At 65.1% G+C, this 25,014-nt stretch carries 22 protein-coding genes; 9 read left to right on the top strand and 13 right to left on the bottom strand.

What is annotated here, in order from left to right:
• Positions 1-6 precede the first annotated feature (6 nt).
• The 4 genes from oppB to A9O65_RS10440 all read left to right on the top strand — a co-directional run bounded on the left by oppB (position 7) and on the right by A9O65_RS10440 (position 5,037).
• Positions 7-933 carry an oligopeptide ABC transporter permease OppB gene (gene oppB, locus A9O65_RS10455; protein WP_013333603.1) on the top strand — a complete coding sequence of 309 codons (927 nt, stop codon included), beginning with the start codon at positions 7-9 and terminating at the stop codon, positions 931-933.
• 19 nt (positions 934-952) lie between these two features.
• A complete protein-coding gene (locus A9O65_RS10450; protein ID WP_064699692.1) occupies positions 953-1,879 on the top strand; it encodes an ABC transporter permease in 927 nt (308 codons plus the stop codon).
• A 176-nt stretch (positions 1,880-2,055) separates the two neighbouring features.
• Complete coding sequence (locus A9O65_RS10445) at positions 2,056-3,654, top strand: ABC transporter ATP-binding protein (protein WP_064702095.1); 1,599 nt, start codon at positions 2,056-2,058, stop codon at positions 3,652-3,654.
• 258 nt (positions 3,655-3,912) lie between these two features.
• Positions 3,913-5,037, top strand: a complete 1,125-nt coding sequence (locus tag A9O65_RS10440) for a porin (protein WP_064702094.1) — start codon at positions 3,913-3,915, stop codon at positions 5,035-5,037.
• A 132-nt stretch (positions 5,038-5,169) separates the two neighbouring features.
• Here A9O65_RS10440 and A9O65_RS10435 read toward each other — a convergent pair whose 3' ends face one another.
• Positions 5,170-6,522, bottom strand: a complete 1,353-nt coding sequence (locus A9O65_RS10435; protein ID WP_064699695.1) for an OmpP1/FadL family transporter — start codon at positions 6,520-6,522, stop codon at positions 5,170-5,172.
• A gap of 285 nt (positions 6,523-6,807) precedes the next feature.
• Here A9O65_RS10435 and A9O65_RS10430 point away from each other — a divergent pair, with 285 nt between their 5' ends.
• The 3 genes from A9O65_RS10430 to A9O65_RS10420 all read left to right on the top strand — a co-directional run bounded on the left by A9O65_RS10430 (position 6,808) and on the right by A9O65_RS10420 (position 10,311).
• The gene (locus A9O65_RS10430) at positions 6,808-7,263 is read left to right on the top strand and encodes a MerR family transcriptional regulator (protein WP_064702093.1); all 456 of its coding nucleotides are present in this window, start codon (positions 6,808-6,810) and stop codon (positions 7,261-7,263) included.
• Positions 7,260-9,773, top strand: a complete 2,514-nt coding sequence (locus tag A9O65_RS10425) for a heavy metal translocating P-type ATPase (protein ID WP_064702092.1) — start codon at positions 7,260-7,262, stop codon at positions 9,771-9,773. Before A9O65_RS10430 ends, A9O65_RS10425 begins: the two co-directional genes overlap by 4 nt.
• A 118-nt stretch (positions 9,774-9,891) precedes the next feature.
• Positions 9,892-10,311, top strand: coding sequence for a VOC family protein (locus A9O65_RS10420; RefSeq protein WP_064699698.1), 420 nt, complete (start codon positions 9,892-9,894; stop codon positions 10,309-10,311).
• Positions 10,312-10,553: 242 nt separating this feature from the next.
• Here A9O65_RS10420 and A9O65_RS10415 read toward each other — a convergent pair whose 3' ends face one another.
• The 10 genes from A9O65_RS10415 to ffh form a co-directional block, all read right to left on the bottom strand.
• Entirely contained in the window at positions 10,554-12,347 is a 1,794-nt protein-coding gene (locus tag A9O65_RS10415) for a single-stranded-DNA-specific exonuclease RecJ (RefSeq protein WP_064702091.1), read from the bottom strand.
• Positions 12,348-12,573: 226 nt separating this feature from the next.
• Positions 12,574-13,962 (bottom strand): threonine synthase, encoded by a 1,389-nt coding sequence (gene thrC / locus A9O65_RS10410; RefSeq protein WP_064699700.1) that lies wholly within the window; start codon positions 13,960-13,962, stop codon positions 12,574-12,576.
• Positions 13,963-14,237: 275 nt separating this feature from the next.
• On the bottom strand, positions 14,238-15,554 hold the full coding sequence (locus A9O65_RS10405; protein WP_064699701.1) for a homoserine dehydrogenase: 1,317 nt from the start codon (positions 15,552-15,554) through the stop codon (positions 14,238-14,240).
• A 78-nt stretch (positions 15,555-15,632) separates the two neighbouring features.
• Positions 15,633-16,370 (bottom strand): DsbC family protein, encoded by a 738-nt coding sequence (locus A9O65_RS10400; RefSeq protein WP_064699702.1) that lies wholly within the window; start codon positions 16,368-16,370, stop codon positions 15,633-15,635.
• A gap of 3 nt (positions 16,371-16,373) precedes the next feature.
• Positions 16,374-17,276: a site-specific tyrosine recombinase XerD gene (gene xerD, locus A9O65_RS10395; protein ID WP_064699703.1), complete on the bottom strand. Its 903-nt coding sequence runs from the start codon at positions 17,274-17,276 to the stop codon at positions 16,374-16,376.
• Between the two features lie 128 nt (positions 17,277-17,404).
• On the bottom strand, positions 17,405-17,761 hold the full coding sequence (gene rplS, locus A9O65_RS10390; protein WP_013333616.1) for a 50S ribosomal protein L19: 357 nt from the start codon (positions 17,759-17,761) through the stop codon (positions 17,405-17,407).
• A 161-nt stretch (positions 17,762-17,922) separates the two neighbouring features.
• Entirely contained in the window at positions 17,923-18,684 is a 762-nt protein-coding gene (gene trmD, locus A9O65_RS10385) for a tRNA (guanosine(37)-N1)-methyltransferase TrmD (protein ID WP_064699704.1), read from the bottom strand.
• Positions 18,685-18,701: 17 nt separating this feature from the next.
• A complete protein-coding gene (rimM, locus tag A9O65_RS10380; protein ID WP_064702090.1) occupies positions 18,702-19,253 on the bottom strand; it encodes a ribosome maturation factor RimM in 552 nt (183 codons plus the stop codon).
• 39 nt (positions 19,254-19,292) lie between these two features.
• Entirely contained in the window at positions 19,293-19,541 is a 249-nt protein-coding gene (rpsP, locus tag A9O65_RS10375; RefSeq protein WP_064699706.1) for a 30S ribosomal protein S16, read from the bottom strand.
• 209 nt (positions 19,542-19,750) lie between these two features.
• Positions 19,751-21,157 carry a signal recognition particle protein gene (gene ffh / locus A9O65_RS10370; RefSeq protein ID WP_064699707.1) on the bottom strand — a complete coding sequence of 469 codons (1,407 nt, stop codon included), beginning with the start codon at positions 21,155-21,157 and terminating at the stop codon, positions 19,751-19,753.
• Positions 21,158-21,355: 198 nt separating this feature from the next.
• Between ffh and A9O65_RS10365 the strand changes: the two genes are divergently transcribed.
• A complete protein-coding gene (locus A9O65_RS10365; protein WP_064699708.1) occupies positions 21,356-22,156 on the top strand; it encodes a cytochrome C assembly family protein in 801 nt (266 codons plus the stop codon).
• A gap of 68 nt (positions 22,157-22,224) precedes the next feature.
• The gene (locus tag A9O65_RS10360; RefSeq protein WP_064699709.1) at positions 22,225-23,511 is read left to right on the top strand and encodes an HlyC/CorC family transporter; all 1,287 of its coding nucleotides are present in this window, start codon (positions 22,225-22,227) and stop codon (positions 23,509-23,511) included.
• Here A9O65_RS10360 and A9O65_RS10355 read toward each other — a convergent pair.
• Both A9O65_RS10355 and A9O65_RS10350 read right to left on the bottom strand, forming a co-directional pair.
• Entirely contained in the window at positions 23,508-24,116 is a 609-nt protein-coding gene (locus A9O65_RS10355; protein ID WP_425292850.1) for a 1-acyl-sn-glycerol-3-phosphate acyltransferase, read from the bottom strand. The genes A9O65_RS10360 and A9O65_RS10355 overlap by 4 nt on opposite strands.
• 98 nt (positions 24,117-24,214) lie before the next feature.
• A complete protein-coding gene (locus tag A9O65_RS10350) occupies positions 24,215-24,832 on the bottom strand; it encodes a TetR/AcrR family transcriptional regulator (protein WP_064699710.1) in 618 nt (205 codons plus the stop codon).
• Positions 24,833-25,014: the final 182 nt, after the last annotated feature.

Raw genomic sequence — 25,014 nt, 5'->3', positions numbered from 1 at the left:
GCCGTCATGCTGAGCTATACGCTGAAACGGCTGCTGCAGGCCATTCCCACGATGCTGATCGTGATCACCATCTCGTTCTTTCTGATGCGCATCGCCCCCGGCGGCCCCTTCGACGGCGAGCGCGCCTTGCCGCCGGAGATCGAGGCCAACCTGATGGCTGCCTATCATCTGGACGAGCCCCTGCCGATGCAGTACCTGCGCTACATGGGCAACCTGCTGCAGGGCGACTTCGGCCCCTCCTTCAAGTACAAGGACTTCTCGGTCACCGAGCTGATCATGCAGGGCTTCCCGGTCAGCCTGGAGATCGGCGGGCTGGCGATCCTGCTGGCCCTGCTGCTCGGCCTGCCGCTGGGCGTGATCGCCGCGCTCAAGCGCAACTCGACCATCGACTACCTGGTGATGGGCACGGCGCTGGCCGGTATCGCGATCCCCAACTTCGTCATCGCCCCGATCCTGGCGCTGGTGTTCGGCGTGCTGCTGGCCTGGCTGCCGGCCGGCGGCTGGAACGGCGGTGCCCTGCCCAACCTGGTGCTGCCGGTCATCGCTCTGTCGATCCAGCAGATCGCCTACATCGCGCGGATGATGCGCGCCAGCATGATCGAGGTGCTGGGCAGCCACTACATCCGCACCGCGCGGGCCAAGGGGCTGGCCGAGTCCCAGGTCATCTGGCGTCACGCACTGCGCCCGGCATTGCTGCCGGTGACCTCCTATCTTGGCCCAGCCGTCGCCGGGATCATCACCGGCTCGGTGGTCATCGAGCAGATCTTCGGCATCCCCGGCATCGGTCGCTACTTCGTGCAGGGCGCGCTCAACCGCGATTACACCCTGGTGATGGGCACGGTCGTGTTCTACGGCGCGCTGATCGTGCTGATGAACCTGCTCGTCGACCTGATCTATTCCGCGCTGGATCCGCAGATCCGCCATGACGACTGACCGCAGGGAGCGGATAGCCATGACCACAGAACCCCTTACCCACGACGGCGACCGCCATGTCGCGGTCGATGACCTCCGACCGGATGCAGCGCCGGCTGCCGGCGAAAGCCTGACGCGCGATGCCTGGCGGCGCCTCAAGCAGAACCGTGCGGCCATGGTCAGCCTGGTGATGCTGATCGTGATCACCTTGATCTGCCTGTTCGGTCCTTATGTCCTGCCCTGGGGGCTGGCGGAGGTCGACTGGAACGCCTTCAATGCTCCGCCGAGCCTGGAGGGCGGACACTTCCTCGGCACCGACGCCAATGGCCGCGACCTGCTCACCCGCACCCTGTACGGCGGCCGGGTATCGCTCTCGGTGGCCTTGGTGGCCAGTCTCGTCAGCCTGGTGATCGGCGTGCTGTACGGCGCCATCTCCGGCTATCTCGGCGGCCGGGTGGACAACGTGATGATGCGCTTCGTCGACATCATGTACTCGCTGCCCTTCATGTTCCTGGTGATCCTGCTGATGGTGGTGTTCGGCCGTAACATCCTGCTGATCTACGCCGCCATCGGCGCCGTGGAATGGCTGGACATGGCTCGCATCGTGCGCGGCCAGACCCTGGCGCTCAAGCAGCGCGAGTTCGTCGAGGCGGCCCACGCCCTGGGCGTGCGCGACTCCCGGATCGTCACTCGCCACCTGATTCCCAACGCCATCGGCCCGGTGATTGTCTACGTCACCCTGACCGTGCCCAAGGTCATCCTGCTCGAGAGTTTCCTGTCGTTTCTCGGCCTCGGCGTGCAGGAACCGCTGACCAGCTGGGGCGTGCTGATCTCCGAAGGCACCGACATGATGCAGAGCGCTCCCTGGATGCTGCTGGTGCCCTCGGTGTTCCTGGCGGCGACGCTGTTCTGTCTCAACTTCCTGGGCGATGGATTGCGCGACGCCCTGGACCCCAAGACCCGCTGATGGAAGCACCGATTTATTACTGCGCTCGAGATCTTGGTCACCGGCGGTGCTCACAATCCTCATTGAGCACACTGTCAACTCCGGTTGCTGCGCGCCGGCGGCAACCAACCTCTCTTCGCTCGCAACATAAATCGGCACTCCCATGTCACGCACATGAGCGATACCAGGAGTGAAAGATGACAACCCCACTGCTCGAGATCGACAACCTGAGCGTCGACTTCCAACTCCCCGATGGTACCGTCGCCGCGGTCAAGGGAGTGAGCTTCGACATCCGTGCCGGCGAAACGGTCGCCCTGGTCGGCGAATCCGGCTCCGGCAAGTCGGTCTCCTCCACCGCCACCATGCGCCTGCTGCCCGACTTGGCCCGGACCCATGGCGCGATCCGTTTCCATGGCGAGGATCTTCTGGCCGCCACCCCGCGTCGCATGCGGCGCATCCGCGGCAATGCCATCTCGATGATCTTCCAGGAGCCGATGACCTCGCTCAATCCGCTGCACCGCATCGGTGCCCAGATCATCGAGGTCTTGACCCGTCACAACAAGGCCAAGGGTCGAGCAGCCCGCACCCGGGCCATCGAGCTGCTGGAACAGGTCGGCATTCCCGAGCCCGAGCGGCGCATCGACAGCTACCCGCACGAACTGTCCGGCGGCCAGCGCCAGCGGGCGATGATCGCCATGGCACTGGCCTGCGAGCCGGAACTGTTGATCGCCGACGAACCCACCACGGCCCTGGATGTCACGGTCCAGGCGCAGATCCTGCAGCTGCTCAAGTCATTACAGGCCCGCTATGGCATGGCGATCCTGTTCATCACGCATGACCTGGGCATCGTGCGGCATTTCGCCGACCGGGTCTGCGTGATGCGCCGTGGCGAGATGGTCGAACGCGGCAGCACCGCCGAGGTCTTCGCCAACCCTCGCCATGACTACACCCGCATGCTGATCGACGCCGAACCGCGCGGCGGCAAGTCTTCGGTCGAGGCCAGCGCACCGGTCCTGCTGGAAGCGCGAGATCTGCGGGTGCGCTTCGCCCTCAAGAAGCGTCTGTTCCGCCCCAGTTCGTACTTCGAGGCGGTGCGCGGCATCGACCTGACCATCCGGCGTGGCCAGACCGTCGGGGTGGTCGGCGAATCCGGCTCCGGCAAGTCGACGCTCGGCCGCGCCCTGCTACGCCTGCTCAAGAGCAGCGGCAACATCCGCTTCGACGACAGCGACCTTTCCGCCCTGGATGGCACCGGCATGCGCCCGCTGCGTTCGCGCCTGCAGGTCGTCTTCCAGGACCCCTTCGGCTCGCTCTCGCCGCGCCTGACCGTCGGCGAGGTCATCAGCGAAGGGCTGCGCGTCCATCACCCGGAACTCGATCGGCGCCAACGCGAGCGCCGGGTCATCGAGGCCCTCGAGGAAGTCGCCCTCGACCCGGCCATGCGCCAGCGCTATCCCCACGAGTTCTCCGGGGGCCAGCGACAGCGCATCGCCATCGCTCGCGCCCTGGTGCTCAAGCCCGAATTCCTGCTGCTCGATGAACCCACCTCGGCACTCGATCGTTCCGTGCAAGTCACGGTGATCGAGCTGTTGCGCAACCTCCAGGCGAAATACGGCCTGACCTATCTGTTCATCAGCCACGACCTCGCCGTGGTGCGCGCCCTGGCCGACACCGTGATGGTGATGAAATCGGGTCAGGTCGTCGAACAGGGGCCGACCGAGGACATCTTCGCCAACCCGCGCGACGCCTATACCCGGGAACTGATGCGGGCGGCCTTCGTCGACGACGCCGCCTGACGGGCGACGGACACCACTGCTTCTCTCCGGCCGCGGACGCCCTTTGGCGTCCGCCAGGGCGACTGCGGCCATACGACAGGGCTCTGCCCTTCATTCACCCGAAAAGGAGACCGCTCATGCAGCACCGCATGATCACGACTGGCGTTCCCCCGTGACGCACGCGGCAGTCTTTCGCTCGATGCCGGTCGATCCGACCGCCAACGAGCCGCTCCGCCATCCGCGGATTCACAAGAAACACAACAACCCAAAAGGTTTGGCATGTTCCATCACTACAAGCTGACCGGGCTGGTCGTCGCCATCGGCGCCAGCCTCGCCACCCAGCAGGCACTGGCCTTCACGGCCTACGAGACCGACCAGGACAAGCTCACCATCAGCGGTCGTATCGCGGCCGGCAGCAGCTTCGTCGACCACATCGATGATGACCACGATCCGACCAACGCCGGCTCGCGGATTCGTCTCATCCACGAGCATGAGTTCGAACACGGCTGGTCATCCGTGGCACGCGCCGAATGGGGCTTCGATCCTTTCTTCGAGCACGGCGATGACGGCCATTACAAGCGCATGCTCTATGCCGGCGTCCGCCACGACGACTACGGCACGCTGCTGATCGGCAAGCAGTATTCGCTGTGGTACGACATGGTCGCCTACTGGACCGACTGGTTCTGGTACAACGGCGCCACCGCCCAGGGAAGCTTCAACGGCGCCTTCGGCGACGGCGGCTTCGAAGGCAATGGCCGACCCGACAATGCGGTGTCCTACAAGAATACCTGGGGCGACTGGAGCCTCGGGGTGCTCTACCAGACCTCCCGCGACGATGTGCCGACCGGGGCCGGCTATACCGGCAACCTGACCGGTTTAGAGCGCGACTATACCGCCCAGGGGGCCGTGGTCTGGCAGCCGACCGAGGACCTGTCGCTGGGCGCGACCTACACGCACAGCGCCATCGACGGCAAGACCGCCGGCGGCGGCAAGCGCCAGCAGAATGTCGATGCCGGCCTGCTCGCTGCACGCTGGACACCGGGCAACTGGTACTTTGCGCTGACCGGCGGTCGCTACGACAACCTGATTCGCGAGGGCAACTTCAGCGGCGTCGACACCACCGACGGCATCGTCGATGAAGCCCGTGGCGTCGAGGGGGTGGCACTGTACAACCTCAAGGGCCAGGTACCCGGCAAGGTGCAGCTCTATACCGGGTTCAATCGCCTGGAGGACAGCGCCTCCGAGGCACGCAGCGCCTTCTACCTGGCCGGCGCGGCCTGGCTGACCTTCGATGAGAACCTGATCATCGCCCTGGAGCGCAAGTTCGACGACTCCGTCGACGCCGACGGCGCGAGCGACATCGACAATGACGAGACGAACCTGCTGGTGCGCTACAACTTCTGAGCATCAAGCCGTCTCCCAGGCCGGGCGCGTGCCCGGCCTGCTCTCGAACGTTGTCGGGAGCGAAACGACGGGACCCGGCCAAGGCCGGGTCCCGTCGTTGCCACGCAGCGCGAAGATCGCGCCATCCTGGCGTCAGAAGCGATAATCCACCGAGAGCGCGAAGACGTTGGCGTCGACTTCATAGGTCCCGGAAAGGTCGCCACGACTGGCGTTCTCGGCCTTGGCTCCGGACTGGTCGATGTCGCCATCATCACCGAACACTCGCATGTAGCCGGCCGTTACCCCCAGGTCGGGCGTCGGCATCCAGGTCGCACCGAGCGTCGCCCACTGACGGTCGGCATCCGGTACGCGCGGCGTACGGTGCTCACTGTCCGGCACCGGTGACTCGTCGACCCCCAGGCCGGCACGCAGCATCCATTCCCGATTGAGCTGGTAGTTGGCGCCTACCGAGAAGGCCCAGGTATCGTCCCAGTTCTCGGTCGTGGTGCTCTGGCCGCCACTGTCGAACTCGACGGTGAGCTCATCGAAGCTGCTCCACTCGGTCCACTCGGCATTGGCCATCAGGGCGAGACGGTCGGTCAACTGGTGGTAGACACCGAGGTTGAGGTTGGCCGGCGTGGTCAGATCCGCCGAGCCGCCACCGTCCTGCAACTGCCCCATGGCCTGGGCTCCCGCCAGGACCTGCCGGCCGGTGGCATTGTCGGCGCTGTAATTGACATCGCCGTCCAGCGTCAGGTCCACCTCGGAGCGGTAGCTGATCCCCAGCCGGGTGCGGTCGGTCGCCTGGAACAGCGCCCCCAGAGTGTAGCCGTAGCCCCAGTCGTCGCCGGTCACCTCGGCCTTGCCGTCAGCATTGCCGATCGCAGAAGGTGGCAACAGGCCAGCACTCGCCCCGACCCCACCGAGGTCAATCGCATTGGACAGCGTCGCATCGGCATACTGGGCCCGCAGCCCCACGGCGAGATTGAGACGGTCCGTGGCGCGATAATTCAGCGTCGGCTGGATATCGATGGTCGTGAGATCGGTCTCAATGGCATGATAGCGGCCGATCCAGTCCTTGTCGTATTCCGTCGAGAGCCCGTACGGTGCCGACACCGCCAGACCGAGATCGAACCGGTCATCGAGCCGCGTCTTGAAGGCGAAGCTCGGTACCCAGGCCTCTTCGCCCCCTTCGCGAGAGCCACCACGGTCATAGCTCACTGGTAGTCCGGCGGGACTCGCCGACGCATCCGTCAACTCGAAGTTGGCGTCGATGTAGGAAATGCCGCCGGCCACCTGGGTTCCCTCCACGTTGCCGATGGCCGCCGGGTTGAAGGTCATGTAACTGACATCCTCGGCACCGGCTGCCGCCCCGGCCATGGCGTTGCCCAGCGCCTTGGCGCTCTGTTCACGAACCTGGAAGCCCGAAGCAGCAGCCTGACTGGACGCCAGGACGGCGGACGCCAAGGTCACGGCGACGGTGAGCTTGTTGAGCTGGTTTTGCATGAGCAGACATCCCTAGTCGTGATGGGTGATTGTTATCTCGCTAGCCGCGGGGCGGTCACGTGGCTTCAGTGTTTGCGAAATTCCTCCCGGCAATCAAGTGCAAACGTTCGTTTTAACTCGAAATACGCTCATACTTTAGTCATACGTCCATTTGACCTCTTGCCTTTTCAACCGGTTACGCAAACGTTCCGGAGCTGGCGATATCGACTCATCACGCCACCTTGACCCATGTGTTACACAAAGGTTTTAAACTGCCGACATCGTCATCACGTCGTTGAGGACATCATGAAAGTCAGTGAACTGGCACGTCGAGCCGGCGTTACCGCCGAAACCGTGCGCCACTACACCCGCGAAGGGCTGCTCGCCCCCGAGCGCGACCCTGACAACGGCTACCAACGCTACGACGGCACCGACCTGGAGCGCCTGAGCTTCATTCAGCGGTCTCGGACCCTCGGCTTCAGCGTGGCCGAGATTCGCCAGATTCTCGAACACGCTGATCATGGGGACTCGCCCTGTCCACTGGTACGAGACCTGATGGCCGAGCGACTCCCGGAGATCCGCGCCCGCATCCGCGAGCTCGAAGCGCTGGCCTCGCGCATGGAACAGGCGCTGGACGCCTGGGCCGACATGCCCGATGGCACGCCCGATGGCCATAGCCTGTGTCGGCTGATCGAAAGCTTCCCCGCGTCACTCGAGTCCGAGAATGGCTCCACTTCATCCCGCCAGGAGACCTCGTCATGAGCACCCGGTATGAGCGCCTGATTCCTGGCATGAGTTGCCAGGGCTGCGTTAGCCGCATGCGACGCGCCATCCAGGCCCGTGACGCCGAGGCCGAGGTGATCGGCGAACCTGCCGACAAGCGCCTGACGGTCACCACCTCCCTGGCCGGCGACGCGCTGGATGCGACCCTGGACGAGGCCGGTTATCCGCCCGGCCCGGCTACCGACGAACACGCACCGGCGCCCGACACCCCGGCACCGTCGACACACGATGCGGCAACGGACACGGGCCATGCCCGGCGACTCTCGATTTCCGGCATGACCTGCGCCAGTTGCGTGCGAACCGTCCAGGGAGCACTGGAAAACGTGCCGGGCGTCACCGAGGCCAGCGTCAACTTCGGCACCCACACGGCCCAGGTGCAAGGCAACGCCGACTTCGATGCGCTGGTCGGCGCCGTGGAGGGCGTCGGGTATGGCGCCGAGCCCGTGCTCGACATGCGCGAAGCCGAGCGAACTCGCGCCGAACGGGATGGTGCCGAGTACCGTCGCCTGATGCGTGGCGCGGCCTGGTCCCTGGCGCTGGCCGTGCCGCTGATGGCCAGCATGTTCGTCTTCCACCCCCAGCCGATCGGAGCCGGCCGCCTCTACTGGCTGGTGGTGGGCGTGCTGACGCTGGCCGTGATGGTCTTCCCCGGGCGCCACTTCTTCCTCAATGCCTGGAAAAACCTGCGCCATCGCCAGGCCAACATGGACACCCTCATCGCCATGGGCACCGGTACCGCCTGGCTGTATTCCATGGCGGTGGTGGCCTTCTCCGGCGCACTACCGGAGGCCGCGCGTGGCATCTACTTCGAGGCCTCGGCGATGGTCATCGGACTGGTCCTGCTGGGCAACGCCCTGGAGCTGCGCGCTCGCGGTCGCACCAGCGAGGCGCTGCGACGCCTGCTCGATCTGCAGAGCCGCACCGCGCGCGTGATTCGCGACGGCGAGGAACGCGAGATCGAGATCGAGGCAGTACGCGAGGGCGATCACCTGCGCGTGCGGCCTGGCGAGCGACTGCCGGTGGATGGCGAAGTAAGCGAGGGGGCCAGCCATGTCGACGAGTCCATGCTCACCGGCGAGCCCCTGCCGGTGGCCAAGTCGGTCGGCGACGAGGTCAGCGCCGGCACCGTCAATGGTAAGGGCTCGCTGGTCTACCGCGCCACCCGGGTCGGCGCCGATACCCGACTCGGCCGCATCACCGAGCAGGTGGCCAGCGCCCAGAACTCGCGGCCGCCCATCGGCCGGCTCGCCGACCGCATCTCCAGCATCTTCGTCCCTGCCGTGATGATCGTCGCGGTGATCACGGCGCTGGCCTGGTTCAACCTCGGCGCCGAGCCTCGGGTCATCCACATGCTGGTCACCGCCACCACGGTGCTGATCATCGCCTGTCCCTGCGCTCTGGGGCTGGCCACGCCGATCTCCACCATGGTCGGCGTGGGCAAGGCCGCCGAGCACGGCGTTCTGGTACGGACTGGCGAGGCGCTGCAGGCTGCCAGCCGCCTGACGACCCTAGTGGTCGACAAGACCGGCACGCTGACCGAAGGCAAGCCCAGGGTCACCGAGGCCGAGATCCTCGACGGCGATCGCGAACGGGCACTCGCCCTGGTGGCCGCTCTGGAGCGCGGCTCCGAACATCCGTTGGCCAACGCTCTTCTGGCCTATGCCGAACAGGCGAATGTCACGGCTGCGGATATTCACGACTTTCAGTCAGTGACCGGAGGCGGCGTCACGGCCCGCACGCCGGAAGGCAGCGAACTGTTGCTCGGCAACGCCCGACTGCTGCGGGACCAGGGCGTCGCGCTCGACGCCGGCCAGGACATCGCCGAACGCCTGCAACGCCAGGCACGCAGCGTCGTCCATCTGGCCGTCGATGGCCGGCTCACCGCCATCTTCGGTATCAGCGACCCCTTGCGTGACGACAGCGTGGCCGCGGTCCGACGGCTGCGTGCCGACGGTCTCAAGGTCGTCATGCTCACCGGCGACAATGCCCATACCGCCGAGGCCATCGCCCGGGAAGTCGGCATCGATGACTTCCGCGCCGATCTGCTGCCCGAGGATAAGCATGCCGAGATCCAGCGCCTGCAGGATGACGGCGAGCGAGTCGGCATGGTCGGTGACGGCATCAACGATGCGCCGGCCCTGGCCCTGGCCGACGTCGGCTTCGCCATCGGCCAGGGCACCGACGTGGCCATCGAGAGCGCCGGCATCACCCTGATGCGTGACTCGCTGCACGGCGTGGTCGCCGCCATCGAGATCAGCCGTGCCACCCTGCGCAACATCCGCCAGAATCTGATGGGCGCCTTCGGCTACAACCTGATCGGCATTCCCATTGCCGCCGGCGTGCTCTACCCGCTCACCGGCACCCTGTTGTCACCGATGATCGCCGGTGCCGCCATGTCGCTGTCGTCGATCACCGTGGTCGGCAACGCCAGTCGGCTGCGCCTGTTCACACCACGCGATGCGACCGACACTCGGGAGACGACATCATGAGCTGGATCATCAATCTCATTGGACTCGGCCTGATCGCCCTGATCGTCTGGTGGTTCTGGCTGGACTGAGCCCATGGCCTGCTAGGCTGATGAGAGAGAGTCCAGAAGGAGGCAACGCCATGCCCAGACTCGACGGTGTGCTGGAAACGGCCCTGTATGTCACCGACATGGTCCGGGCCCGGACCTTCTTCGAGGAAGTGATGGGGCTATCGGCCTTCACCGCCGATCAGCGCTTCACTGCCTATGATGCTGGCGGCGGCACCGTTCTGCTGCTGTTTCTCGAAGGCGCGACGCGCGACACGGTCGTGCTGCCTGACGAGATGGGCACCATTCCGCCCCACGACGGCACCGGGCGCACGCACATGGCCTTCGCCATCGGCGCCGAAGCACTGGAGGACTGGGAGCGCCGCCTGACGAGTCATGGCATCGAGATCGAGGGGCGCACGCACTGGCCCCGGGGCGGCGAGAGCCTCTACTTCCGCGACCCGGACGGCCACCTGCTGGAACTGGCCACCCCCGGCGTCTGGCCAACGTACTAAAGGGGAAGAGAAAAGAGGGAAGAGGGAAGTACGACGCTGCGCGTCTTGAAGAAGACGCAATAGGCGGAATGCCGAGCTCTATTCCCACTCTTCCAACTTAAGGAAGCGCTGATTTATGTTGCGAGCGAAGATAGGTTGGCTGCTGCCGGAACGGAGATACCGGAGTTTACACGCCAGTAAATGAGGATATTGAGTACCGCCGGCAGCCAAGATATCGAGCGTAGTAATAAATCAGTGTTTCCTCAGGCGGGCTCCGCATGCTCGATGACCAGTTGCAAAGACTCCCGCCCCCGCCAGCGGTTGCGGTTGAGCTTGTAGGCGCAGCGCAGCAGGTCGCCGGCGTCGAAGGCCGGCATCTCGCCCGGCGTCAGGGCGCGGAACCAGATCGCCCGCACGCTGGTGGCGCCACTGGATAGCTCGAGCATCAGGTGACTGCCGTCGGCTCCCACGGTACGCAGGCTTTCCACCCTTAGCACGCCTTCGAACAGAGGCGCATCGAACTCTCGCCCATAGGGGCCGAGCGCTTCGATCTCATCGAGCGTCTTCAGGTCCAGTTGACCGGCTTCGAGTTCCCCGTCGGTGAAGACACGCGGGCCCAGTTCCGTATCGCCGAGCTGCTCGCGGGCCGCCTGCAGCAACGCTTGGCGAAAATCGTCGAAGGCCTCACGGGGCACACCGACACCAGCAGCCCCACGGTGCCCGCCGAAACGCGGCAGCGAGGCCGGCGCCAGCTCGAAGGCACGCTGCAGGGCATCGCGCAGATGCAGGGCCTCGATGGAGCGCCCGGAGCCGGTGAGCATGCCCGGCTGTGCGGCCGGTGTCAGCACCAAGGCGGGACGACCGAAGGCCTGCACCAGTCGTGAGGCGACGATGCCCTGCACCCCGGGGTGGCCTTCCTCGAGCAACACCACCAGAACCGGTGCCCCGGCCTCCAGCTCGGCCATGGCCAAGCCTCGGGCACGCTCGGTCATCTCGGCCTCGATGCTCTTGCGCGACTGGTTGTCCTGATCCAGCGTCTCCAGGTGCCCTGCCGCCGTGGCATCATCCACCGCCAGCATGAAGTGCAACGCCGCATAGGGATCGTCGAGCCGGGAACGGGCATTGATCCTCGGGCCCATCTGGAAGGCCAGCGTCTCGGCATCGAAGGGCACGCTGTCGGCCCCCAGCCGCTGGGCCATGGTCCGCCAGCAGGCTGCCTCCATGCGATTGATCAGCGTCAGTCCATGGGCAACCACCGCTCGATTGGCCACACTGCCACCCAGCGAGACACAGTCCGCCACCGTGCCGAGCGCTACATAGGAGAGCCAGGGCGACAGCTTCGGGGTGGCCGGTTCGAGCACGCCCCATTCGATCAATACACTGCGGGTCAGCGACATGACCAGCCAGGCGACCATGCAGCCGGCGATGGTCGGGTCGGGGTAGGTGCAGTCGTCGCGTGTGGGGTTCACGGTGGCAAAGGCCGAAGCCGGCGGGCCTTCCGTCGGCAGGGCGTGGTGATCGCTGACCACCACGTCGATACCGGCCTCGCGAAGCCTGGCGATACGCGGTTCGTCGCTGCTGCCGCAATCGGCGGTGATCACCAGGCTCGGACGCGGCGAGAGCGACAGGGTACGCTCCACCAACGGCAGGCTGATGCCGTAGCCATCGTGAATCCGGTGGCCGATCAAACTGTGCAGGCGGTTCTCGGGGATGCCGAACAGCTCGTTGAGCGTCCGCCGAATCACCACATGAGAGGTGATGCCGTCGACGTCATAGTCGGTGAGGATGCCGATGTGCTCGCCTTCGGTCACCGCCCGGGCAATGCGCTCGGCGGCACGCCGCCCGTCCTGGAGGCGTTCGGGATGCGCCAGATAACGCAGGCTCGGCGCCACCAGTGGCGCCAGTTCGCCCTCATAGCCACCCAGGCGACCGGCCAGGATCCGCGCCTGCAGCGGCTTCAGCCCCTCGGCCAGGGCGCGCTGCTCCACGGCGGCATCCCGCGGGCGAGGCAGAATACGCGGTTTGAGGGATTCATGCAGATCGACAGGGGCGTTCACGCCTGGCTCCTCTGATTAGGGGAAACACTGGTCTATTGCTGCGCTCGTCGCCCCGCAAGGGGGAGGGAAGTATGAAGGCCCGCAGGAACGAGCCTAGCAAGAGGCGCCGGGGACAGGTCGAAGAGGGGGTCCGATGCCATGGATGGCATCGGTAGCGCCCAAGAAAGAGTTCACAGCGCCCCCTCGTAGACCTGTCGACGGATCAGCCTTGAGCGGGCGGGGCCAACTAACGGCGGTTCTCGGCAACGAACGCCTGCACCGCGGAAAGCTCCGCCGGCAGTACCGTATAACGCTCCTCGCGCTCCAGCAGGTCTTCCATGTGCGGCGGCAAGGGCACGCCGGGGAAGCCGGCCTTGACTACCGCCTCGGCAAACTTGGCCGGGTGAGCCGTCGCCAGGGTGATCATCGGCACGCTCTCGTCGCCGCGCTCGCGCTCGGCGGCGCGGTAGCCGGTGGCCGTATGTGGGTCGAGGATCTCCTGGGTGCGCTGGTGCGCTTCGCGAATCACTTCCAGGATGGTCGCATCGTCGACGCTGTGACTGGCGAAACATTCGCGCAACCGCGACAGCGGCGCCTCGGCCAGGGCCGTCGGCTCGTCCTGGAAGCGCTCGAGCAGCTCGGCCACGGCCTTGCCATCACGCTGATAGGCTTCGAACAGCAGGCGCTCGAAGTTGGACGACACCACGATATCCATGGAGGGCGCCAGGGTGGCGACCAGATCGCGCTTGGAAAAGTCGTTGTCGGCGAGCGTGCGATGCAGGATATCGTTGGCATTGGTGGCAATGACGAAACGCTCCACCGGCAGGCCCATGCGGTACGCCATGTAACCGGCAAAGACATTGCCGAAATTGGCCGACGGCACGCAGAAGCTGACCTTGCGATGCGGCGCGCCCAGCGCCACGGCGGAAGCCACGTAGTAGACGATCTGGGCCATGATGCGCGCCCAGTTGATCGAGTTCACCGCTACCAGCCGGGTGCCGTTCAGGAAGGACTGATCGGCGAAGCTCGCCTTGACCATCGCCTGGGCATCGTCGAAGTTGCCCTCGATGGCGATGTTGAAGACGTTGTCGGCCAGCACCGAGGTCATCTGGCGACGCTGCACCTCGGAGACCCGCTCATGGGGATGCAGGATGAAGATGTCCAGGTTGTCGCAATGACGGCATCCCTCGATGGCCGCCGATCCGGTATCGCCGGAAGTAGCGCCCATGATGACCGCCCGCTCGCCGCGCTTGGCGAGGAAATGGTCCAGCAACCGCCCGAGCAGTTGCAGGGCCACGTCCTTGAACGCCAGGGTCGGGCCATGGAACAGTTCGAGCAGGTAGTGGTTGGCATCGAGCTGGTTGAGCGGCACCACGGCGTCATGGCTGAAGGTGCGGTAGGCATCACGGACGATGCCGCGGAAGGTCTCGTCATCGATCTCGCCGCCCACATAGGGTTTCATCACCCGAAAGGCGATCTCGGCGTAGGAGCACCCGGCCATGTCGGCCAGCTCCTCGTAGCTGAGCTGAGGCACCGTCTCGGGCACGTAGAGCCCGCCGTCGCTGGCCATGCCGGTCAGCACGACCTCCTCGAAGGAAAGCGCGGGCGCCTGCCCGCGGGTACTGATATAACGCATTGCTCGATTTCCTCGCTAGAAGGAAGAGCGCGGCTGCGCCGCTGGAAGCTGGAAGAGCGCCCGGACCTTGTCCGGGCTGGAAGAGAGAACAACGGCACAATGCGCCTGACGAAGGGTGCGACCCACGAATCCCGGTGCCGCAGCGAAAGGGGCTGTGCACCTTGCAGGGGGAAGAATGCCCTTGGTGCCCCAGTGGACTGGGCCAGTTTGGCGGTCTGCTTCCCTCGTTGCCGCGCCCCCTTCCCTCTTCTTTTCTTCTCTCTTCACGTCTTGGGTTATTCCTGCTCGTCGAGGCTCTCCACCCGGATTCGGGTCACCGAGCCGGCGATGTCGGCCATTGACTCGATGCGACGGATCGCTTCGTTCATGTGCTTCTCGCGAGTGCTGTGCGTCAACAGGATGATCGGCACCAGTTCGCCCTCGGTGGCTTCCTTCTGGATCAATGCCTCGATGGAGATCCCTTCTTCGGAGAGGATGGTCGCCACCCGAGCCAACACGCCAGGGCGATCCACCGCCAGCAGACGCAGGTAGTAGGCGGTATCGATCTCCTCCATGGGCATGATCTGCGGCTGATCATCGCCTTCGCCGATGCCGCTGAAGGCTAGATAGGGGACGCGATAGTGGTGATCGGTCGCGATGTCGCGCGCCACGTCGAGCACATCGGCAACCACCGCCGAGGCGGTCGGCTCGGCGCCGGCACCGGCGCCGTAGTAGAGCGTCGGCCCCACGGCGTCGCCCATCACGGCGATGGCGTTCTTCACACCGTGCACATTGGCCAGCAGCCGTTCCTTGGGAATCAGGGTCGGATGAACCCGCAGTTCGAGACCGGCGTCGGTGCGCTTGGAGATCCCCAGGTGCTTGATGACATAACCAAGATTGTCAGCCTGCTCGACGTCCTCGGCGGTGACCCGGGAGATACCCTCGGTGTAGGCCTTCTCGAACTGTAGGGGCACACCATAGGCGATGGACGCCAGGATGGTCAGCTTGTGAGCGGCATCGATGCCCTCGACATCGAAGGTCGGGTCGGCCTCAGCATATCCCAGCGCCTGCGCCTCGGCCAGCACATCCTCGAAGGCCCGGCCCTCGTCGCGCATGTGCGTGAGGATGTAGTTGCCGGTCCCGTTGATGATACCGGCCAGCCACTCGATGCGGTTGGCTCCCAGGCCCTCGCGCAGCGACTTGATGACCGGAATGCCACCGGCCACCGCGGCTTCGAAGGCCACGATCACGCCCTTCTCGTGGGCAGCCTGGAAGATCTCGTTGCCATGCACCGCGATCAGGGCCTTGTTGGCAGTGACCACGTGCTTGCCGTTATCGATAGCGGTCAGCACCAGCTCCCGGGCCACGTCATACCCGCCGATAAGCTCGACGACCACGTCGATATCGGGATTGGAGGCCAGCTCGAAGACATCCTGGGTGGTCTTGATACCGGTGATGTCGCACTCGGGGTTGGGGCTTCGATAGGCCACCTGTTCAATGACGATGGGCCGCCCCGCCCGACGGGCGATCTCGTCGGCGTTGCGTGTCAGCACGTTGAAGGTCCCGCCTCCGACAGTACCCAGGCCACAGATTCCCACTCTCACCGGTTTCAATGTCTTTCCCCTTGTTCTGACATGTGTCCAAGCGTGGCGGAGCGAACTCCGCCGCCGGCGCTCGACGGCGCGGCTCTATCAGTCTTTCAGCCCGAGCATGGCCGCCAGGCGTTCCGCCGGCACATAGCCGGGTACCAGGCGACCATCGGGCAGGATGATGGCCGGCGTGCCCTGCACACCGAGTTCCAACCCCAGATGATACTGTTCCTCGACCGGATTGTCGCAGGTTGCGTCACTTTCCAGCGACTCGTCACGGAAGGCGGCGGACAGTGCCTCGCTCGAGTTGTCGGCACACCATACCTCCTGCAGTTCCCGGGCACCGGGCGAATCCATGCCGCCCCGAGGGAAGGCCAGATAATCCACCTCGATGCCCAGCTCATTGATACGCGGCACTTCCTCATGGAGACGCTGACAATAGGGGCAAGTCGTGTCGGTGAACACCACGACCTTGGCCTGAGGCGTCTCGGTACCCCGGAAGGTCACGCGCTGGTCATCGGGAATGCCTTCCACCCGGCTGGCACGCTCGGTATTGCGCGCCTTCTCGGTCAGATTGACGAGCCCGGTATCGGCCTTCTCGTAAAGGTCTCCCACCAGGAAATAATTCCCCTCGGCGTTGGTATAGAAGGTCTCCCCGGTCTCCAGGCGCACCTCGTAGATATCCGCCATGGGGGTTTCCCGCACGTCCTTTACCGGCATGCGGTGGCCTGATACCTCGAGCGTCTCGAGGGCCTCAGGCACGTCGGCCCAGACCAGGGAAGGCAGTGTCAGGGTAGCGGCGAGCAGGCCGCCGGCCAGGGAGAGGGTCGATACTTTCATGATTCAGCCTCGGGGATGATGTTCGGCGTGCAGGGCCTCGAGCCGGACCTGCGCCACATGGGTATAGATCTGCGTGGTCGACAGGTCGCTGTGACCCAGCAGCAGCTGTACGACACGCAGATTGGCCCCATGATTCAACAAGTGGGTAGCGAAAGCATGTCGCAGGGTGTGTGGGGACAAGGAACGATCGATGCCGGCGCTGCGGGCATGTGCCTTGATACGATACCAGAAGGCCTGGCGTGTCAGGCAGGCATCGCCTCGCCCCGGAAAGAGGGCCGGGCGCGTCACGTCACGCATCAGGGCGCCGCGAGCACCGCGCAGATAGCGCGAGAGCCAGTCCACGGCCTCTTCGCCGAGCGGTACCAGGCGCTCCTTGTCGCCCTTGCCACGCACTCTCACCACGCCCTGGCGGAGATTGAGCGCATCGGTGGTCAGGCCGACCAGTTCCGTGACCCGCAATCCAGCGCCATAAAGCACCTCGAGCATGGCACGGTCGCGCAGTCCCAGAGCGGTGTCGACATCCGGCGCCTCGAGCAGGCGCTCCACTTCGCTCTCCTCCAGCGTATTGGGCAGCGAAGGCGTCACCCTGGGCAGCCTGACCTCGGCGAGCGGATCATGCTCGATACGACCTTCGCTCAACGCCCAGTGGTAGAAGCGCCTGAGGCTGGAGAGCAGCCGCGCATTGCTGCGCAGCTTGTAGCCCGCTTCGCGACGTGCCTCCAGCCAGTCCGCCAGCGCCTTCGGCGGTGGTGCCAGCAGGGTGGCACCATGCTCGGCGAGTTGCGCCCGCCAGCTCTGCAAATCGTGACGGTAGGCCGCCAGGGTGTTGTCGCTGGCGCCCCGCTCCAGCCAGAGGCCATCGAGAAAGGCATCGATCAGGGCAGAGTCGTCGAGGTGGGGCGACATACCGTCAACTCCGCGCGTCCGCACCGCCGGTGCTCGTTCCACGACATGAAAAACCCCGCCCCGCAGGCGCGGTGACGGGGTCTCGCTGGACGCTAGCCATCGGCTGCGTCATGCCCGGTAGGCGGGCTTCAGGCCAGCTTTTCCTTGATGCGAGCAGACTTGCCGCTGCGCTCGCGGAGATAGTACAGCTTGGCCTGGCGAACATCGCCGCGGCGCTTGACACTGATGGAATCGACCAGCGGGCTGTAAGTCTGGAAGGTCCGCTCGACGCCGACACCGTGAGAGACCTTGCGCACGGTGAAGGCGGAGTTCAGACCGCGGTTGCGCTTGCCGATCACCACACCTTCGAAGGCCTGGAGACGCTCGCGGTTACCTTCCTTGACCTGAACCTGGACCACCACGGTATCGCCCGGGGCGAATTCCGGCACGTCCTTGTTCATCTGCTCGGCTTCGAGCGCCTGGATCACCTTGTTCTTGCTGCTCATGACATTCAACTCCTCGATAACATTACGTGACTCGCCGGACCGGCAATGGATGGCCGGCGAATCGTGATCCCGGCGCTCGAGCGAGTCGAGGCACGGGAGCGTCGTTGGTGACACAGGTCCGCTGCCCGCATCGGGGCCGCGTCCTGCACCTCCGCCCTGCCCTAACGGGAGGACAGCGCGTATTCCTCGATGAACTCCTTGAGCAGCGCCTGCTGTTCGTCGTTCAACGTCCTGCCTTCCAGCAGGTCGGGACGTCTCAGCCAGGTCCGCCCCAGCGACTGCTTCAGGCGCCAGCGCCGTATGGCGCCATGATGGCCGCTGAGCAGCACGTCCGGCACCCGCCGCCCATCGACATCCTCGGGACGGGTATAGTGCGGGCAATCCAGCAGTCCGTCGTTGAAGGAGTCCTCGAGCGCGGAATCCTGATGCCCCAGTACACCGGGCACCAACCTTGCCGCTGCGTCGATCAGCACCATGGCCGGCAGCTCACCGCCACTGAGCACATAGTCGCCGATCGACCATTCCTCATCGATGTCGGCTTCCACCACCCGCTCATCGATGCCTTCATAGCGTCCGGCCACCACCACCAGGGGCGGGCCAGATGCCAGCTCCCGGGCGCCACGCTGATCGAGGCGGCGCCCCTGGGGTGACAGATAGATCACCCTCGGCCGCTGGCCGGTAGCAGCCTCTGCTTGCGAACGGGCGTCATGAATGGCCGCACGCAGGGTGTCGACCTTCATCAGCATGCCCGGCCCGCCGCCATAGGGACGATCATCCACCGTGCGGTGCCGATCGGTGGCGTAGTCCCGGGGGTTCCAGAACGCCAGCTCGATATGCCCCTTGTCCACGGCCCGCCCCGTGACGCCCTGGCGAGTCAGCGCCTCGAACATCTCGGGAAACAGGGAGACGACACCGACCCACATCGCCGCGTCGCTCCGGCTCAAAACGCCGGATCCCAGTCGACGATCATCCGACCGGCCTCGAGATCCACCTCCCGGACAACCTCGTCGGGCAGAAAGGGCAGCAGGCGTTCGCGTGCGTCGACGCTCTCGCCTTCGCGTCCCCTGACGACCAGGACGTCATTGGCGCCTGTCTCGAAGAGGTACTCGACACGCCCCAGGGCCACGCCCTCGGTCGTGACGACGGAGAGGCCTTCCAGCTGGTACCAGTAGAACTCGTCGTCCCCGGGCAGCTCGGGCAACTCGGCCGTGGGCAGCAGTATCTCGGCACCCGCCAGCGTCTCGGCTTGATCACGGCCGTCGACACCTTCGAGCCGGGCCACGAGGCCCTTGCCATGCCGACGTCCCTGGGACAGCCGGTAACGCGACTCGACGCCCCCATGGCGCAGCACCCACTCATCGTATTCGAGGATGCCTTCCATGGGACTGGTGTACGAATACACCCTCAGCCACCCCTTGACCCCGTACGGGCTGGTCAGCTTGCCCAGCACGACATGCTCGGGGGGCGACTCTCGCTCGGCTCGCGTCTTCATGGTCGACTCTGTATCGGACATGCGACCGTATCAGGCCCTTCAGGCCTGCTTGCGGGCTTCCTTGACCAGCTCGGCGACACGGTCGGAAAGCTGGGCGCCCTGTTCCTGCCAGTGGCTGATACGGTCCAGGTCGATGCGCAGACGCTCTTCCTGACCACGCGCCACCGGGTTGAAGAAGCCCAGACGCTCGATGAAACGACCATCACGCGGCTTGCGCGAGTCGGTCACGGCCAGATGATAGAAGGGACGCTTCTTGGCGCCACCACGTGCCAGACGAATGGTAACCATGCGTTGACTGTCCTTCGGTTGAGTTAAGGAGGTTGTCGATCGAAGGCTCACCCTTCGACAATCGGTTCAGCGGTGGGCTTTCGATCCCCACCACCGAGTCGTTCGGTCACGACGATGCCCGCGAATCGACGCGGACCTGCCAGTGAAGACGCGACATTCTACGGAAATCTCCCCGGCTTGGAAACCTTTTTGCACACACCCGGCTACGCTCAGCGCCAGGGCATGCCGCCGGGTCCGCCCATGCCGCCCGGGCCACCGGGGCCGCCTTGCCCCCCGCCCATCATGCCGGGCATGCCACGCATCATCTTCTGCATGCCACCTTTCTTGCCGGCCTTCTTCATCATCTTCTGCATCTGCTTGTGCTGCTTCAGCAGGCGGTTCAGGTCGGGCACCTGGAGGCCGGCACCGGCGGCGATGCGACGCTTGCGTGACCCATTGATGATCTCGGGGCGGCGACGCTCCTTGGGCGTCATGGAGTTGATCAGCGCCTCGAGCTTGCCGAATTCCTTCTCGGGACCAGGCCCCTGGGCCATCTCGGCCATCTGCCCCATGCCGGGCAGCTTGCCGAGCAATCCGCCCATGCCGCCCATCTTCTTGAGCTGCTGCAACTGGTCGCGAAAATCCTCGAGGTCGAAGCCGTCGCCCTTCTTGACCTTCTTGGCCAGCTTCTCGGCCTTGCCCTTGTCGACGGTACGCTCGGCTTCCTCGATCAGCGACAGCACATCGCCCATGCCGAGAATCCGCGAAGCGACCCGGTCGGGGTGGAAGGGTTCCAAGGCGTCGACCTTCTCGCCGACCCCCATGAACTTGATCGGCTTGCCGGTGATGTGTCGCACCGACAGGGCCGCGCCGCCACGGGCATCGCCATCGGCCTTGGTGAGGATCACCCCGGTCAGCGGCAGTGCCTCATGGAACGCTTTGGCCGTATTGGCGGCATCCTGGCCAGTCATGGCATCGACCACGAACAGCGTCTCGTCCGGCGACACGGCACGGTTGAGGGACTGGATCTCCGCCATCATCGCCTCATCGATGGCCAGGCGACCGGCGGTGTCGACCAGTACCACGTCGTGGAACTGAATCTTGGCGTGCTTGATGGCCGCCTCGGCGATGTCCACCGGCTGCTGGTCGCTGCTCGACGGGAAGAAGTCGACCTCGACCTCCTTGGCCAGCGTCTCGAGCTGGTCGATGGCCGCCGGGCGATAGACGTCCGCCGACACCACCAGCACCTTCTTCTTTTCGCGCTCGCGCAGGTAGCGCGCCAGCTTGGCCACCGAGGTGGTCTTGCCCGCCCCCTGCAGGCCGGCCATCAGCACTACGGCCGGCGTTCCCTTGAGGGCCAGCCCTTCGTTGGCCTCGCCCATGATCGCCTCGAGCTCCTGCTGGACGATCTTGACGAACTGCTGGCCGGGCGAGAGGCTCTTCGACACCTCCTGACCCACGGCGCGCTCGCGCACACGGTCGATGAACGCCTTCACCACCGGCAGCGCGACATCGGCCTCGAGCAAAGCCCGGCGCACTTCCCGCAGGGTGTCCTTGACGTTGTCTTCGGTCAGGCGCGCCTGACCCTTGATGGACTTGAGCGTCTGGGATAGACGATCACTGAGATTCTGGAACATGGGCCTCTCCGCTGACGATGGCCTGGGAAGCCGCGACTTCCCCGCAATGGCCAAAAATTATACGCCTTGTGACCACGAGTCTCCACGAGTGGCTACCATCATCTTTCGTTCGCGGCTGTCAGGCATCGGGACGATTCGGTATAGTAATCGTTCCATTTCATGTCACCAGGCGCTGGCGAAGGCGCACGGATAGCATCGATGCACGCGCTCCCACTTGCCGTCATGGCCTTCATCCTCTACGTTGCGGCCGCTTCCTGGCAGGGCCTTACCCTGGCTCGACGGGTGCCCCCGCGCACCGCACTGGTGCGCAGCTTCGGCCTGCTGGGGCTGCTTTGCCACCTGCCACTCGCCATCGGCCTGCTCGACCAGGGCGACTCCATGCTGCCCGGCCTGTCCACCAGCGCGGTGTTGGCCAGCGGCCTGGCGGTACTGACGCTGCTGGTGGTCAGCCTGTTCAAACCGGTCCTCAATGTGGCCGCCGGCCTCTTCCCGCTGGCCGGCCTCACTCTGCTGCTGGCCATCGGCCTGCCCAGCCCCGAACGTCATCCCGGCATGACGCCGGGCATTGCCCTGCATGCCCTGAGTTCGGCGTTGGCCTTCGCCTTCCTGGCGATCGCCGCCTTCCAGGCGATCCTGCTTGGTGTGCAGAATCAGGCGCTGCGCCACCACCACATCCGTGGCGTGGTCCAGTCACTGCCGCCTCTGACCAGCATGGAGCGCATCCTGTTCGAGCTGATCTGGGCCGGCATGGTCCTGCTGAGCCTGGCGATCGCCAGCGGCTTCGTGTTCGTCGAGGACATGTTCGCCCAGCACCTGGTGCACAAGACGGTACTCTCATTGCTGGCCTGGGTGATCTTCGCCATCCTGCTGGCCTGCCATCACTGGCTGGGGTGGCGCGGCATGCGTGCCGTCCGCTGGACCCTGGTCGGCTATCTGATGCTGCTGCTGGCCTACTTCGGCAGCAAGTTCGTTCTCGAGGTATTGCTGACCCGGGGCTGAGTTGCCTTGACAGTGCCCGGCCCAGTCCCTACAACTCGAGCCTGACCCTTGATTGAGGACCCTTAGACTTGAACGACGATTTCCCTTTGGGATTGCTGTTCAGCCTACTGTTGCTGCTCATCTGCCTTTCCGCCTTCTTCTCAAGCTCCGAGACCGGCATGATGTCGATCAACCGCTATCGCCTGAGCCATCGGGCCGGTAGTGGCGAAGGGCGCGCGCAGCGCGTGATGCGCCTGCTCGGCCGCCCCGACCGCCTGATCGGCGTCATCCTGATCGGCAACAACTTCGTCAACAACCTGGCGGCCTCTATCGCCACCATCATCGCTATCCATTTCTTCGGCGATGTCACGGGGCCCGCGGTCGCCACCACCCTGCTGACCATCACGATCCTGATCTTCGCCGAGGTCACCCCCAAGACCTACGCCGCGGTGAAGCCTGACCGCATCGCCTATCCGGCGTCGCTGATCCTCGAACCGCTGCTCAAGCTGCTCTATCCGCTGGTCTGGCTGGTCAACGTCATTTCCAATGGCCTGCTGCGCCTGCTCGGCGTGAAGAACATCGAAGGCGACGGCGACAACCTGACCCGTGACGAGCTGCGCACCGTGGTCCATGAAGCAGGGCCGCTGATTCCTCGCCGCCACCAGGCCATGCTGGTCTCGATCCTCGATCTCGAGAATGTCACGGTCAATGACATCATGGTGCCCCGCCACGAAGTCTCGGGCATCGACCTTGATGACGACCTGGACGACATCCTCGCTCAGATACGCACTAGCCAGCACACCCGACTGCCGGTCTTCAAGGGCGACATCAACAACATCATCGGCATGCTGCACCTGCGCAATGCGGCACGCTTCCTGTCGCGCGGCGAGGTGACCAAGGCGGCCATCGTGCAGGAAGCCCGGGAGCCTTACTTCATTCCGGAGTCGACCCCGTTGCACACCCAGTTGCTCAATTTCCAGAAGCAGAAGCGGCGCATCGGCATCGTGGTCGACGAGTACGGCGACGTGGAAGGGCTGGTGACCCTGGAGGACATTCTCGAGGAGATCGTCGGCGAGTTCACCACTGACGTGGCCAGCCAGGATCAAGACATCCATCCCCAGGAAGACGGCAGCCACGTCATCGACGGCACCGCCAACATCCGGGATATCAACAAGTCGCTGGGCTGGCAGCTCCCCACCGACGGCCCCAAGACCCTCAATGGCTTGATCCTGGAGTACCTGGAATCCTTCCCCGAGGGGCCAGTCTGCCTGGAGATCGGCCCGGTACGCATGGAGATCCTCGAGGTCCGCGACAACCTGATCACCGCGGCACGCTGCTGGCAGGCGGTACGCCGCGCCGTCGTCGCCACGAGCTAGGCGCGCCGCCCGCTCTCCACCCAGGCATCCGCCTCCGCCTTGAGTGCCCGCACTCGGGCTTCGAGGCGGTCGAGTTCGGCTTCCTCGGGAGGCACCGGCTCGCCGAAATAGAGCGCGACCCGCGCCCGGAAACGGCGTGGCCACTTGCTCAACGCCGGACCACCGCAATGCGAGGTCCAGGATCCCCACAAGCCGGCCAGGCCGGCCGGCACCACGGGCACCGCGTCCCGGGCCAGGATCAACTCCAGGCCGCGCCGGAATGGCTGGATATCGCCGTTGGGGGTCAAGCGCCCCTCGGGGAAAAGCATCACTACCTCACCGTCGCGCAGGGCCTGGCTGACCTGATCGAGGGCACGCCGCAAACCGCCCGGGTCGCGGCGATCGGAATCGACGGGGATGGCGCCCACCAGCCGGAACAGCCAGTTCAGCCAACGGGATTCGTAGATGGGGCGATCCATCATGAAGCGCAACGGCCGCGGACTAGCCCCACCGATCACCAGGGCATCCACGAAACCGACATGATTGCAGACGACCAGAGCAGGGCCATGAGCCGGAATATGGCGACGCCCCTGGAAGCGCATGCGATACATCAGGTGCACCGTCATGAACACCATCCGTCGGATCAAGGTGCGCGGCGAGCGGGCTATCCACCAGAGCAGCGCCGCCAGAGCCAGCAGCGGCGCGCCCCATGTCGTCAGAGGCGTCACGGCGATTCAGGAGGCGTCTTCAGGCCAGCCAGCATGGTGGTCGACAACTGATCGAGCAACTCCTCGACTTCCAGCGGCTCGCTCTGCCAATAGCCGAGGCGCTCGTTGAGCCCGAGCTGCACCAGGCCATGCACGCTGCCCCACAGCGTGCGGCCCAGACGGCGCGCCTGCATGTCGTCCAGTGCCGGCTGGTGTTCCTTCAGCGTGTTTTCCACACGCAGGAACAACGCCTCGATCATGTCGCTCTGACGACGATCCAGTTCGCCTTCCTGGGCCAGCGGGTAGTCGAACAGCAACTGCCAGCGATAGGGATCCCGACGCGCGAATTCCCAGTAGGCCAGCGCCAGCGCCTTGAGGCGCTGCTCCGGCGAGCCTTCCTCGAGGAGGGGGTCGATGGCAACGCGCAAGCGCCCCAGGGTCTCGATGTTGACGTGCTGCAAGAGGTTGTTGAAGCTGCCGTAGAGCTTTAGCAGCGTGCTCGGCGCACAGCCGACCTCGCGGGCCAGGGAGCGCAGCGACAGCGTATGCACCGGATGCTCCTTCAGCCAGGCGTCACAGGCCGCCATGACCTGGGCATGGAGCGTCTCGGGGGCATGCTGTCTGGGTCGAGCCATCGGCTTCCTCGCGGGGTATGGAAAGGACAGCGAGTCGCGCCAGCCATGCCATCGAGCATGACAGGAAGCGAACACTGTTTCCAATAGCATATCGTCCTTGTCGCGCAACGCAAGCCCGGTGACGACAGTCGCTTTTCTCGCCCCCGTGTCTTGGTTACCCTGTCGCACCACATCCCGGAGGT

This window comes from Halomonas caseinilytica (assembly GCF_001662305.1).
Classification (GTDB): Bacteria; Pseudomonadota; Gammaproteobacteria; order Pseudomonadales; family Halomonadaceae; genus Halomonas; species Halomonas caseinilytica.
This window is presented reverse-complemented; position numbering and strand designations above follow the sequence as displayed.

Coding starts and splice junctions, on each gene's coding strand:
- A9O65_RS10365 (WP_064699708.1), top strand. CDS start 21,356: ATGCACGCGCTCCCACTTGCCGTCATGGCCTTCATCCTCTACGTTGCG.
- A9O65_RS10435 (WP_064699695.1), bottom strand. CDS start 6,522: ATGCAAAACCAGCTCAACAAGCTCACCGTCGCCGTGACCTTGGCGTCC.
- thrC (WP_064699700.1), bottom strand. CDS start 13,962: ATGCGTTATATCAGTACCCGCGGGCAGGCGCCCGCGCTTTCCTTCGAG.
- xerD (WP_064699703.1), bottom strand. CDS start 17,276: ATGTCGCCCCACCTCGACGACTCTGCCCTGATCGATGCCTTTCTCGAT.
- A9O65_RS10420 (WP_064699698.1), top strand. CDS start 9,892: ATGCCCAGACTCGACGGTGTGCTGGAAACGGCCCTGTATGTCACCGAC.
- A9O65_RS10425 (WP_064702092.1), top strand. CDS start 7,260: ATGAGCACCCGGTATGAGCGCCTGATTCCTGGCATGAGTTGCCAGGGC.
- A9O65_RS10350 (WP_064699710.1), bottom strand. CDS start 24,832: ATGGCTCGACCCAGACAGCATGCCCCCGAGACGCTCCATGCCCAGGTC.
- trmD (WP_064699704.1), bottom strand. CDS start 18,684: ATGTGGGTCGGTGTCGTCTCCCTGTTTCCCGAGATGTTCGAGGCGCTG.
- rplS (WP_013333616.1), bottom strand. CDS start 17,761: ATGAGCAGCAAGAACAAGGTGATCCAGGCGCTCGAAGCCGAGCAGATG.
- A9O65_RS10450 (WP_064699692.1), top strand. CDS start 953: ATGACCACAGAACCCCTTACCCACGACGGCGACCGCCATGTCGCGGTC.
- oppB (WP_013333603.1), top strand. CDS start 7: ATGCTGAGCTATACGCTGAAACGGCTGCTGCAGGCCATTCCCACGATG.
- ffh (WP_064699707.1), bottom strand. CDS start 21,157: ATGTTCCAGAATCTCAGTGATCGTCTATCCCAGACGCTCAAGTCCATC.
- A9O65_RS10430 (WP_064702093.1), top strand. CDS start 6,808: ATGAAAGTCAGTGAACTGGCACGTCGAGCCGGCGTTACCGCCGAAACC.
- rpsP (WP_064699706.1), bottom strand. CDS start 19,541: ATGGTTACCATTCGTCTGGCACGTGGTGGCGCCAAGAAGCGTCCCTTC.
- A9O65_RS10445 (WP_064702095.1), top strand. CDS start 2,056: ATGACAACCCCACTGCTCGAGATCGACAACCTGAGCGTCGACTTCCAA.
- A9O65_RS10400 (WP_064699702.1), bottom strand. CDS start 16,370: ATGAAAGTATCGACCCTCTCCCTGGCCGGCGGCCTGCTCGCCGCTACC.
- A9O65_RS10355 (WP_425292850.1), bottom strand. CDS start 24,116: ATGACGGTGCACCTGATGTATCGCATGCGCTTCCAGGGGCGTCGCCAT.
- A9O65_RS10440 (WP_064702094.1), top strand. CDS start 3,913: ATGTTCCATCACTACAAGCTGACCGGGCTGGTCGTCGCCATCGGCGCC.
- rimM (WP_064702090.1), bottom strand. CDS start 19,253: ATGAAGACGCGAGCCGAGCGAGAGTCGCCCCCCGAGCATGTCGTGCTG.